The organism is Planococcus versutus (assembly GCF_001186155.3).
Taxonomy (GTDB): domain Bacteria; phylum Bacillota; class Bacilli; order Bacillales_A; family Planococcaceae; genus Planococcus; species Planococcus versutus.
On record NZ_CP016540.2, the window covers coordinates 2,300,500 to 2,313,530 of the forward strand.

The 13,031-nt window shown below is 38.4% G+C and carries 11 protein-coding genes and 1 other annotated feature; of the genes, 2 read left to right on the plus strand and 9 right to left on the minus strand.

Annotation, left to right across the window (positions count from 1 at the left end; translation table 11 throughout):
- Positions 1 to 220: 220 nt before the first annotated feature.
- From spxA to I858_RS11820, 7 genes are all read right to left on the minus strand, one after another.
- Entirely contained in the window at positions 221 to 616 is a 396-nt protein-coding gene (gene spxA / locus I858_RS11790) for a transcriptional regulator SpxA (protein ID WP_006829729.1), read from the minus strand.
- A gap of 382 nt (positions 617 to 998) precedes the next feature.
- Entirely contained in the window at positions 999 to 2,207 is a 1,209-nt protein-coding gene (locus tag I858_RS11795; protein WP_049694158.1) for a putative glycoside hydrolase, read from the minus strand.
- Positions 2,208 to 2,428: 221 nt separating this feature from the next.
- Entirely contained in the window at positions 2,429 to 3,367 is a 939-nt protein-coding gene (locus I858_RS11800) for an ABC transporter ATP-binding protein (RefSeq protein ID WP_049694159.1), read from the minus strand.
- Entirely contained in the window at positions 3,367 to 4,422 is a 1,056-nt protein-coding gene (locus tag I858_RS11805; protein ID WP_049694160.1) for an ABC transporter ATP-binding protein, read from the minus strand. The genes I858_RS11800 and I858_RS11805 overlap by 1 nt, the downstream gene beginning before the upstream one ends.
- 15 nt (positions 4,423 to 4,437) lie before the next feature.
- Positions 4,438 to 5,466: an oligopeptide ABC transporter permease gene (gene opp3C, locus I858_RS11810; protein ID WP_049694161.1), complete on the minus strand. Its 1,029-nt coding sequence runs from the start codon at positions 5,464 to 5,466 to the stop codon at positions 4,438 to 4,440.
- Positions 5,466 to 6,401: an oligopeptide ABC transporter permease gene (gene opp3b / locus I858_RS11815; protein ID WP_049694162.1), complete on the minus strand. Its 936-nt coding sequence runs from the start codon at positions 6,399 to 6,401 to the stop codon at positions 5,466 to 5,468. The genes opp3C and opp3b overlap by 1 nt, the downstream gene beginning before the upstream one ends.
- Positions 6,402 to 6,590: 189 nt before the next feature.
- Entirely contained in the window at positions 6,591 to 8,279 is a 1,689-nt protein-coding gene (locus I858_RS11820; protein ID WP_049694163.1) for a peptide ABC transporter substrate-binding protein, read from the minus strand.
- A gap of 234 nt (positions 8,280 to 8,513) precedes the next feature.
- Here I858_RS11820 and I858_RS11825 point away from each other — a divergent pair, with 234 nt between their 5' ends.
- Positions 8,514 to 8,864, plus strand: a complete 351-nt coding sequence (locus tag I858_RS11825; RefSeq protein WP_239457138.1) for a DUF3899 domain-containing protein — start codon at positions 8,514 to 8,516, stop codon at positions 8,862 to 8,864.
- Between the two features lie 42 nt (positions 8,865 to 8,906).
- Positions 8,907 to 9,118, plus strand: a binding site (T-box leader).
- A 43-nt stretch (positions 9,119 to 9,161) separates the two neighbouring features.
- Positions 9,162 to 10,154 carry a tryptophan--tRNA ligase gene (trpS, locus tag I858_RS11830; RefSeq protein ID WP_049694165.1) on the plus strand — a complete coding sequence of 331 codons (993 nt, stop codon included), beginning with the start codon at positions 9,162 to 9,164 and terminating at the stop codon, positions 10,152 to 10,154.
- Positions 10,155 to 10,196: 42 nt separating this feature from the next.
- On the opposite strand, the gene opp4A is transcribed toward trpS, so the two are convergent.
- Entirely contained in the window at positions 10,197 to 12,014 is a 1,818-nt protein-coding gene (opp4A, locus tag I858_RS11835) for an oligopeptide ABC transporter substrate-binding protein (protein ID WP_049694166.1), read from the minus strand.
- Positions 12,015 to 12,109: 95 nt separating this feature from the next.
- Complete coding sequence (locus I858_RS11840; RefSeq protein ID WP_049694167.1) at positions 12,110 to 13,021, minus strand: ABC transporter permease; 912 nt, start codon at positions 13,019 to 13,021, stop codon at positions 12,110 to 12,112.
- Positions 13,022 to 13,031: the final 10 nt, after the last annotated feature.

Below are 13,031 nucleotides of genomic sequence, written 5' to 3' on the forward strand. Positions count from 1 at the left end.
ACTAAGAGGATTTTCCTCAGAGCCGTGCTGTCTTGCTTTAACCAAGTATAACTTTTATTTCTATTAAAGAAAAAGTTTATGCCTATGTCTCAAGGTCATGTGCAAGTACATAGAGTTTAATGCACTCTACTAATTTATGCAACTAATTTAACATAAAGAAAAGCTGTCCAAAGATCTCTTATGAAATACCATAAAGACCGGACAGCTAGTGTAATTATTGTTAATTAACCATTCGCTGAGCTTCAAGCAATTGGTAAGCTCTAACTTTACGTGGCAAGAAACGACGAATCTCGTCTTCATTGTACCCAACCTGTAGACGTTTTTCATCCATAATAATCGGACGACGCAACAATCCTGGGTGTTCTTGAATCAGTTCATATAAACGCTGAAGCGGTAAACTTTCAACATCTACATTCAATTTTTGGAATATTTTAGAGCGAGTAGAGATGATTTCATCCGTACCGTCTTCAGTCATACGTAAGATTTCTTTGATTTCGCTAATTGTTAGCGGTTCAGAGAAAATATTGCGTTCTGTATATGGAATTTCGTGTTCCTCGAGCCAAGCTTTAGCTTTTCTACAAGATGTACAGCTCGGTGAAGTAAATAATGTAACCATCATAGTGGAGCACTTCCTTTCGGATTCATGAAATATAGTTTAGTTTATTTTTAATTTAGAATCATTATTGTTTAGAAGCTCTACATTCATTATACAACGATTTTCATGAGTTTAATAGTAGATCTCGATAAAAAATTATATATATTAAGCAATCCGTCACATTTTGACTATATATTCATTATACTTTATTTGCTATACACTTAAAATACCCCATTTAATAATACCTTAAACTAGAAAATAGCCTATTTTTATTCTCATTTACATTTTCTTTTTGAAAATATTCTTTACTCTACTATTAATACGTTTTAAAACGAGAAAAGTTTCGTTAACGAGCATGTTATTGTATTAATTTCGCAAAAAGTTATACATTTCTTTCTCTAAGTCAAGGCGTGTAATCGACACCTTCTGAGTAAGTGTTTCCAGCATTCCACAGAAGGAATTCTTCTATTCCTTGTTCATTTAATGCTTTAATTTGTGCTTCGACTTCTTCTTTACCATAGCGCTTGAAATTTCCAGCACCTAAGTAACTTGCTGTGAAATCTTGAATCCACGGTCGTGAAACGGGTGGGTTTTCTAATGCTCCTAAAACCTCATTTTCCACTTTTGCATATTCGGTTACTAGCTTGTATGGTTCTAAGTCTGGTTTTGCGATACCAAAATAAGATGTCCAGTGACTTGGATAAATCATAGATGAGATGACATCGACGTTTTCAGAGATTTTTGAAAAGTTTTGGCCAATGCCAGGTGCTTCAGGTAATGTTGCCGCATAGCCAAATATATCAACCGACACTTCAACACCATAAGGCTCCAACTGCTCTTTAGCATATGCAACAAAATCTGTTACGGCCTCAACTCTTTTTTGAACAAGATCCATCTCAACATCTTCGTATTCACCAAGAGAGTATGTTAAATCATCAGCGCGATTTTCAAATCCTTCTGGGAATCGAACATAATCAAATTGAATTTCTTTAAACCCAAGTTTTGCTGCTTCAATAGCTACTTTTACGTTATGATCCCATACTTCTTTAAGGAATGGATTGACGAACGCATCTCCGCGATTATTTTTCCAAACTTGATTGCCATCCATAAATGTTAGATCTGGACGTTGTTCTGCTAAAACAGTATCTTTAAAAACAACTACACGAGCAATTGGGTAAATTTCTTTTTCTTCTAATTTTTCCAACATACCTCGAGGATCTTTTATAAAGTTTTTTCCCATACCAAGCTCCGCTAACTCTGAGCCTTCTTCAGGTTGGTATGTTAAATATCCTACATCTTCTTTAATATCAATAACCATTGCATTCAATTCTGTATTGTCTAAAAGATCAACCAAAGAACTAAAACGTTCTCCTCCAGCAGAGTAACCCGTTAAAAATATCCCTCGAACAGCATCTGGATAATTAAATTCAAGTCCTGAATCGAATTTAAACAATCCTGATGATGTTAATACTTTTGAGTCAATTTGAGTTGCTTGATAAGACCGTTTTGTAAAATCAGGTGTCTTATCCTCATCAGCTGCATACACGCTTCCTGCACCTACTAAACTAATGCTTGCTGCACACGCTGCGATCCATTTCCAATTTTTAATCATTCTTCCGCACTCCTTCTCCATACGTTTACAATTACAGCAACTGTTGATCAGCCAATTATAGCTGTTCAAAGTTTTTGAATATCCATTGTTCTTCCATTCTATCATTTATCTGACTAATTAAATCAAAAATTTACGTATATCTTAAATTAAATGTAGAAAGCGCCAAAATCGGCCAAAAAGAATAAAAAAAGAACGTTGTCTTGTAGACAACGCTCTTTTTTTTAGTTTGTTATTACAGCTGCTTTAATCGATTCGAATTCGCGCTCTGAACATTGAACAAAATGACCAGGGCTGATTTCTCTCATGCGAACATCGTCAGCTTTTGTATATTCGTGTACAGCAGGATCATATGATTTACGAACGCGGTTGCGCTCATAGTTTGGATCTGGAAGTGGAATTGCAGACAACAAAGATTGCGTATACGGATGCAATGGATTCTTGTACAACTCTTCCGCTGGTGCTAGTTCCACCAGTCTTCCGAAGTACATTACACCAATTCGATCTGAAATGTATTTAACCATCGACAAATCATGGGCGATGAACAGGAATGTCAGTCCTTTTTCTTCTTGTAATTCTTTCAGTAAGTTAACAACTTGCGCTTGGATCGAAACATCGAGTGCTGAGATTGGCTCATCGGCAATGATAAAGTCAGGTTCAACAGCCAAAGCGCGAGCAATTCCAAGACGCTGACGTTGTCCACCAGAGAATTCATGCGGATAGCGGTTAGCGTGTTCTTTGTTCAAGCCAACTGTTTCTAATAAATCATAAACCATTTTTTTACGTTCTGTTGCATTTTTTGCTAAGCCATGAATATCGATGCCTTCTGCAATAATATCCATTACTTTCATCCGTTGATTTAACGATGCATATGGATCTTGGAAGATCATTTGCATTTTACGGTTAAATTTCTTTAAATCTTTTTTAGATTTTTTGCCATGAACGTTTTCACCTTCATAGAACACATCACCATCAGTCGCATCGTACAGACGAATGATCGAACGACCCGTTGTCGATTTTCCACAACCCGACTCGCCAACCAATCCTAAAGTTTCACCTTTGTATATATCAAAACTGATATCGTCTACTGCGCGGACTTCGTTTGCTTTACCGATATTGAAATATTGTTTCAGGTTTTTAATCTCAAGTAATTTTTCAGCCATTATACCGCACCCCCTTCATAATATCTGCTTCCCGGGAATTTCTTCATACGTTCAATAACAGTGAGAGGCGGTTCTACTTGAGGTGCATCTGGATGCAATAACCAAGTTGCTGCATAATGTGTATCACTGACTTTGAAGAATGGAGGGTTTTGCTCCATATCGATGGTCATTGCGTACTCACTACGAAGTGCAAAAGCATCGCCTTTTGGCGGATCCAATAAATCAGGTGGTGTTCCTGGAATTGCGTACAATTTTGCATCTTCTGTATCTAATGATGGCATCGAACTTAATAATCCCCACGTATATGGATGCTGGGGGTTATAGAACACTTCATCAACTGTACCAATTTCCACAATTTTCCCACCGTACATAACAGCTACGCGATCTGCTACGTTCGCTACAACACCAAGATCGTGTGTGATAAAAATAATAGAAGTATCAATTTTTTTCTGCAAATCTTTCATTAACTCTAGAATTTGCGCCTGGATTGTAACGTCAAGTGCCGTTGTCGGCTCATCGGCGATCAAAATTTTCGGGTTACAGGCTAATGAAATAGCGATAACAATACGTTGACGCTGTCCACCTGAGAATTGGTGAGGATATTGCTTCATCCGCAACTCTGGCTTTGGCATACCAACTAAGCGTAACAAGTCGATTGCTACTTTTTTCGCTTCACTTTTGCTGATTTTTTGGTGTTTTAACAAAGGTTCTGTTAATTGACGACCAATTGGCATAGTTGGATTCAGAGAAGTCATTGGATCCTGGAAAATCATTGATATTTCTTTTCCTCGAATTTTTTGCATTTCTTTGTCACTCAACTTTGTCAAATCACGGCCATCAAACAAAATTTCGCCGCTTTTAAATTCTGCAGATTGTTCCGGTAGCAAACGCATGATGGATTTAGTCGTTACAGATTTACCTGAACCAGACTCTCCAACGATTGCTAAAGTTTCGCCTTTGTATAAATCAAAGTTAACCCCACGTATCGCTTTAACTTCCCCGCCTTGGGTGTTAAAGGAAAGCTCTAGGTCTTTTACTTGTAATATTTTCTCCATTTTAAACTTTCCTCCTTAATCTTTCATCTTCGGATCGAGGGCATCACGAAGTCCGTCACCAATTAAGTTGAACGCAATCATGATTAAACTCAGCAAGACTGCTGGGAATGCTAAAATATGCGGCGCAAATTGAATTAATGCATACCCATCGTTAATCAATGTTCCGAGAGATGCATCAGGAGCCTGCAGCCCCAGTCCGATAAAGCTTAAGAACGCTTCAAAGAAAATTGCGCTTGGAATAGTGAACATCGTATTGATGATGATTACGCCTAAAACGTTTGGCATTAAATGTTTCCATATAATGCGGCTGTCACTCGCACCTAACGTACGAGCAGCCAAAACGAATTCCTGGCTCTTATATTTAAGAACTTGTCCACGGACGACTCGAGACATTCCTGTCCATCCGGTGATGGTCAAGGCAATGATGATGGCCAATATTCCTGGGTCCATGATCAAAATAAAGAGGATTACTACGACTAAGTTTGGAATTCCCGTTAAAATTTCCACAATACGTTGCATAAAGTCATCTACGCGTCCCCCAAAGTATCCGGAAACGCCTCCGTAAATTACACCAATCAACATATCAATTGCAGCTGCTACAAACGCGATAAATAGAGATACTTGCGTACCTTTCCAAACACGAGAAAACATATCTCGTCCAAGACCATCTGTTCCAAACCAGTAGTTGACTTCAACATTTTTCATTTCGTACAAGTCAACTTCTTCACCAGCTAATGTACCCACGCCATTAAGAATACCTAAGTTCTCAATAACCGGAATCTTAGGTGGTAAGTTTGCATGAGTGATTGTTTGCGAATTCGGTTCGTACGGACTAATAACTGGTCCTAAAAAAGACATAATAACAATTAAGCCAAACAGGATGATGCTAAATAATGCGCCTTTGTTTTTACGAATACGATACCATGCATCCTGCCAAAAGCTTACACTAGGCTTTGTAATGCGTTCAGATTGCTTAGAGTCTAATGTAATACGCTCAAATGAACCTTTAGGCAGTTCTGGAATCTTATCAATGTTCTGAGTCATTAATTTTTACCTCCTGAAAGACGGATACGAGGATCAATAATGCCATATAAAATATCCACCAGTAGGATGATTACAATCAAAAATACTGAGAAGAAAATAGTTGTTCCCATAATAATGGAGAAGTCACTAACTATAATCGATTTGACAAATTGTTCCCCGATGCCTGGAATTGCGAAAATTTGTTCGACAACGAGTGATCCTGTAAGAATAGCAACCGCCATAGGCCCTAAAACCGTAATCAACGGAATCAACGCATTACGAAAAGCATGTTTAAATGCAATTTCTGAACCACTTGCACCTTTAGCTTTCGCTAATGTAATGTAGTCTGAACCAAGAACTTCAATCATCTCAGTACGGATAAAACGCGCTGCCGTAGCAAGCGGGAACATAGCTAAAGCGATGGATGGCAAAACACTAGACATAAAGCCATCTTTCCATAAAGCTACTGGGAACAAATCCCATTTTAAACCGAACCAGTATTGCAGCAATGATGCAAAAACGAAAGAAGGTATTGATATCCCTACAATTGCTACAAATGTACTCGTGTAGTCAATCCATGTGTTTTGCCTTAACGCAGCAACCATTCCTAAAAGAATTCCTAGAACAGTTCCGAGCACCATTCCTTGGAAACCAATCTGTGCTGAAGGACCCATACGGCTTAAAATGACTTCTGTAACTTCTCTTCCTTTAAACTGGTTAATGGAAATACCTAAGTCACCTTGTACTAAACCAAACATATAATCAAAGTATTGTGCCGGAAGCGGTTTATCCAATCCGTATCTCGCTTCGACGACTGCCCTTTGTTCTGGAGATAATTTATCTGCGGAAGCGACGGGGGAACCTGGTAAAATTTTGATTAAGAAAAATGTGAAACTCGCGATCAGCGCTAAAGTGATCACCATATAAATTAAACGTTTGCCTATATACTTCGCCATAGTGCACCTCCAAAAATAATTCTATTTCACAAATTCTACTATCGTATAAGTAGATTTATAATTTTCAATAGTTAGCGGAAAATGCCCAATTTTCGGTCAATTCCTTTGCATTAGAAAAGAGAGTATATCAATCTAACTATTCGATATACTCTCTCTCTATTTTGTTTTCACAGTAGCGGGATTAGCTTATTATTTACCCGAAATGTATGCCCATTTGTAAGAGAAATCTCCACCGAATGGGTGTTTGATAATATCGTTAACGTATGGTTGTTGAAGAGCCATTGCTCCACGCTGATAGATCGGTGCAATTGCAGCATCGTCTTCTAGAAGAATTTTCTCAGCTTTCGCCATTGCTTCCCAACGTGCAGCTGGATCAGTTGCTAGATCACCTTTAGCAGAGTCAACTAAAGCATCATACTCAGAGTTTGAGTAAGACATTTTGTTTTGAGCAGATCCAGTAACAAACAAGTCAATGAATGTCATTGGATCCTGGTAATCAGGTCCCCATCCAGAAGTTTGAATGTCATAATCTTGAGCCTCATCAAGTTCTAAACGAACTCCAAAAGGTACAGCTTTCAGGTTAATTGTTAAACCTTCAAGATTTGTTTCAAGTTGTTCTTTCAAGTATGCATCCATGTTTTTAGCTGTTTCAGTATCTCCACCTAAAATTTCAAGCGTAAGTTCTGTTTCTCCTAATTCTTCAAGTCCAGTTGCAAAAAGCTTCGCAGCTTCTTCAGCGTTAAACTCGATTAGGTCTCCGTTAACTTCACGGAAATCAGCTTTGCTTTCATCAAAAGCAAATTCAGTTGGCACTAAGAAAGTAGCTGGCAACGAACCGTTAGCTAGTACAACATCAACTAAATCTTGTTTGTTGAAGCCCATAGCAATTGCTTTACGAATATTTACATTTGAAAGAGCATTTTCTTCGCCTTTACGTTCTTGGTTCATCTTAAGATAGAAAACAGTTGGTTCTAAATCAGTAATTAAGTTTTCATCGTTTGCATATTGTCTAGCAAATTCACCGCTTAGTCCAGCACGGTCTTTTTCACCAGAGTTGTAAAGGTTCACTGATGTAGCAGGCTCTTTAACAACGTCTACATTAATCGTTTCAAGTTTAACTGTTTCAGCATCCCAGTACTCAGGATTTTTTTGCATTTTCCAAGTTAAACCAGTTCCGTCCCAATCAGTTAATGTGAATGGTCCGTTAAAAATTAAGTTTTCAGAGTTAGAAGCGTAAGCGTCACCTTTTTCAGTTACGAAAGCTTCATTCTGTGGGTAGAAAGTCGGGAATGACATTAATGACATAAAGTATGGTACTGGACGCTCAAGTTTTACTTCAAGAGTGTTATCGTCAACAGCAGTAACTCCAAGTTCAGTAACTTCCATGTCGCCTGCTGCAATGTCAGTAGCATTTACAATCGAACCAGCCATCATGTATGCTCCATATGGAGAACCTGTGTCAGGATCAATTGAACGTTGCCAAGAGTATACAAAGTCTTTAGCAGTAACTGGTGTACCGTCGGACCAATTAGAATCACGCAATTTAAAAGTATAAGTCAGTCCATCTTCGCTGACTTCAGGCTCGCCTTCAGCAAGTGCTGGCTCAGCTACGTTTTCTTGATTTAAACGGAATAGGCCTTCGTTAACATTATTGAAAATGTTGAACGCGACTGCATCTTCAGCAAGTGAAATATCCATTGTTGGAATTTCAGCGCTTTCCATTAAGTTAAGTACTTGCTCTGAGTCTAAATCCCCAGATGGTTCTTTTTCTTCTGATCCTCCAGTTCCAGTCTCTTCTTTATCGCCACCACATGCAGCTAGAAAAGCACTTAGAACTAAAACTAGGCTTAGTAGCCAAAAAATCTTGCTGTTCTTCACTAAATTGACCCCCTCAAGTTTTCTGAAAAATTGGTACACAGCTAATTATACATATATATTTATTGTTGTACAGAACTTTTTTCAATAGTTTTTACACTTTTATAACAATTGCGTTACATTCATATTACGTAAAGTAGCTTGAATGTTGTATTTGTAAGCGTTTTCGGCGTCTACGATGATTGAATATTTTTTTGATTTTTTTTAAGATTTCTTCTACAATTAGTATGAATCGAGGTGCACAAGTTGAAAAAAGTAGTGATTTCTTTATTGTTTATTCAAGTTTTGATTTTAATCACGATATTTTTACGTTCAGATGATCTCAGCTTATTAACGTATATTAATAACTCGTTCGTTTATGGTGGGATTTTAGTTTTTGTTGGTCTTTGGGTTTTTGTAGTGCGAACAGGTGTATTTGATATATTTACAATCAGTATGAGAAAAGCATTCAAAATAAAATCCACATTGGAAGATGACGAAATGCGACCTCCTTCTGAGATACTGGCTTTTTCCAGTTCGTATTTACTTGTTACTGGAACACTGACCTTACTGATAATGAGCATTTGTTTAATAATTTATAGTTTCTAATATTGATTAAAAATTTAGTTATGTATTATAATTACAAGATATAACTAAGCAATGATAAAGAAGAGTAAATGTAGTTTCTTCTATATAGAGAGTCTGTGGTTGGTGAAAACAGATGAAGTGCTGCATTGAATGGACTTTAGAGCTGAATCAGTGAATAGCGAGTAGCTGATTCCGTGTTCTTCACGTTATGAAGAAGAGTGGCCGGCGACGGCAACTAGGGTGGTACCGCGGAAAACACATGATTCGTCCCTTCTACAGGGATGTGTACTGTGTTTTTTACTTTGAGGAGGAATAAGTATGAAGAACAAAATTTTTTCAGGCGTTCAGCCTACCGGTACGGTAACACTCGGAAATTACATAGGAGCATTTAAACAATTTACCGAGTTGCAAGATGAGTATGATTGCATTTTTTGTATTGTGGATCAACACGCCATCACAATGCCTCAGGATCGGTTAGAACTGCGTAAAAACATTAAAGCTTTAGCAGCGCTTTATTTGGCTGTAGGAATTGATCCTGAAAAAGTTACATTGTTTATCCAATCGGAAGTTCCGGCGCATGCACAAGCAGGTTGGATGCTTCAATGTGTTTCGACGATTGGAGAACTCGAGCGCATGACACAATACAAAGACAAGTCAGCAAAAAACACTTCTGTCTTGGCTGGACTCTTAACATATCCGCCATTAATGGCTGCTGATATCTTGCTGTATCAAACCAACATTGTGCCAGTTGGTGATGATCAAAAACAACATATTGAATTGACTCGTGATTTAGCAGAACGATTCAACCGAAAGTATAATGATATTTTTACTATTCCTGATATTCGCATTCCTAAAAATGGAGCTCGCATTATGTCGCTACAAGATCCCACAAAAAAAATGAGTAAATCTGATCCAAACAAAAAAGCTATTATCACTTTGCTCGATGAGTTGAAAACAATTGAAAAGAAAATTAAAAGTGCTGTCACTGATTCGGAAGGGATCGTTCGCTATGACCCTGTCAATAAACCAGGTGTTGCAAACCTGTTAACCATTGAAGCTGCATTAACTGGCGAAAGTATTGATGACTTGGTTTCTAAATACGCAGGTTCTGGATACGGTGATTTTAAAGCTTCTGTTGCACAAGCGGTTACTAAACATTTAGCTCCTATTCAAGAACGCTATAAAGCGCTACTGGACTCAGATGAATTGGACAAAATTCTGGACAACGGAGCTGAAAAAGCTAACCTCTTAGCGAACAAAACCATTCGGAAAATGGAAAATGCAATGGGGCTCGGACGTGAAAGAAAATAACAAAAGGAGCTGCGAAATTCGCAGCTCCTTTTCATTTAGTTTTTATTCTGCTTTAACCGCTTCTTCTTTGCTCACAGCAAGGTCAGACAAATAAACGCCTGTGCCATCGCCAATCGCATAATTTAAGACACGGTTGTTAACTGGACTAAGCAATGCACGATAGAGTGTTGGGAATACCGGCACTTCATCGACCATTAGCTGTTGCCACTCATTATAAACGTCTTGGCGATATGCCAAATCAAATGCTTCTGGTGAACGACCTTCTTTTAGAAGACGCTCGTTGTCTTCATTTTCCCAGCGTGCAAAGTTGTATAAAGCTTCAGCTCCGTAAAGTCCTGAAGGATCTACATCAATTCCAACTCCCCAAGCTGCTTGGAAAACATCTACTTCTGGATCGTCTTCTCCGCCGTTACCAACACGGTCGTAGAACGTATTAAACTCAAGCATTTCTAAGTTTACTTTTAACCCAACTTTTTCCCAAGACTGTACATAGTATTGAGCTAAAGGCTCAGCAGTGTCCCCACCAGTCATCGAAATAAAGTTAATTTCTAACGGATTGCCTTCCGGATCTTCACGGAAGCCATCATCGTCTGTGTCAACATATCCTGCATCATCCAATAGCTTCATTGCGGCTTCTGGGTCATACGTTCTTCCTTCGTTTTTATCATCATGGAATTCAGGATGCGATGGTGGAATCAATGTCGTTGCATTCCAACGTAACCCATTGTAAAAACGTTCGCCAACTGCTGTGTTATCCACTGCACTCCACATTGCTTGACGAAGTTCAACATCACCCATTTTCGCATCTGGGTTAGGTGCCACAACATTCTTTTCTGCGTCCCATGTTCCAAGTTTAAAGCCAATGTACGTATAAGCACGATCAATCGTACCTAGGTATTCAACGTTTGACATTTCAGCGTTATCTGGGAATTGATCTACCGGGAAATCACTGATCAAGTCAACGCCACCTGTCTCCAATTCTTGAACAACCGTTGAACTGCCGATTACTTTTACAGTAACGCCATCAAGTTTTGGTGCTCCGCGCCAGTAGTCATCGTTTTTAGTAAGTGTTACAGATTCACCAGGTATGATGCTGTCTACTTTAAATGGACCAAAACCAATTGGGTTTTGACGAACTTCTGGTGAAGATGAAATATCTGCTACTGCCATATCACCAAAAATGTGTTTTGCTAGTGGATATGACCAAATGCTTCCTGTTAATAGCGAAGGTGTTGATTCGATATACGTAATCTTCAACGTCTTTTCATCAACTACTTCAATACCTGAAATCGTATCAGCAGATCCGCTATTATACTCTTCCATTCCTTCAATATTTGTGAAATCTGAGTTGTATCGAGGACCGTCGTAATCTTTGTTACCGATCACTTCATGTGCAAACTGCCAGTCTTCTGCAGTTACAGGTTCGCCGTCATGCCAGTTGACGTTATCGCCAATTTCAAACGTAAATGTGCGTCCATCTTCTGAAACTTCGTATGTTGCAGCTCCATCATTTGTATACACATAGTTTTCGTCCCACGTTAACAATCCTTCATCAAACCAGTTTAAGATTTCTGCATCTGGCGCACCAGAATAAAAGTTCCAGTTTAATGTTCCTTCAAATACTGTGTCTGATACTAACCCAAATGTAATGGTTCCACCATCAATGGCTTCGCCTTCATTTGTCTTAACATTGCTGAAATCGTCTATCGAGTACATGCCGTCTTTCTTTTCATCCCCGCCTTCAGCACCTTTATCGCTGCCGCTATCTTTCGCTTTATCATCACCGCTACATGCTGCTAAAATTAATACAAATGATATGATTAGAAAAAGTAAAAACTTAGACCTATTGGTTTTCCCCATTATCTGCTTCCCCCTCTAATTTTAAATACAATAATTGCTGTTTACTGTTTTTGTCTAGTTGCAAATGACTGCGTATCCCCTTTCCCCCTATTTTGTTACCCTCTTCGCTGCCGGGCATCGGTAGCGCGTTTTAAGGCTTGCCCAACATTATTTATACTAAGCATCAATACTAGAATTAGAACTGATGCAGGTAACCAAATCCACCATCTTAACTCCAACGTTTGAGGGTTTCGTGCGTAACTGATCAATGTCCCTAAACTCGGAGTCGATTCTGGAAAACCAAATCCTAAAAAGGATAATCCAGACTCAATGCCAATATTTGCTGCCAAATTTAAAGTCATTGTAACAATGATAATTGAACTTAAGTTAGGCAGTACTTGGAAAAACATAATTTTAAAATCGGATGTGCCCAATGTTTTGGATGCTTTTACATAATCCAATTCTTTTTCTTGTAATGCTTTTGAACGTATAAGACGGGCGATTCCCATCCATAAAAATGCAGTCATAATTAAAGAAAAAGAAACAATGCTATAACCAGGTACGGCAGTAACAAAAGCAATAACAATCATCAAAGTCGGTAACACCATAAAAAAGTCGACAAAGCGCATGAAGATGTTATCAACAGTACCTCCGTAATACCCAGAAATCAGTCCTACTAGTATGCCGATTATTCCAGTCAGCAAAGTAATGATGATGCCAATAGCGAGTGAATTACGCGTTCCAATAATTAATTGCCCAAAAATATCTCGTCCACCATAATCGGTACCTAGCCAATACATCGAAGAGGGTGCTTCATAAAGTGCAAATAAATCAACTTTAATGATTTCAGTTTGGTCTAAAATTATTGATGTACCAAATACACCAACAACAATAAGAAACAGGAATAGGAGCGAAACAAAAGCCAGTTTATCCCGTATTAATTCTCTTACTAATATACTAAATCCGGATGGACTTTTACCGAGATCCAAATCTGGTATTTGTGTTCCAACATCTTTATCAAGTCTCATAGTTACACCT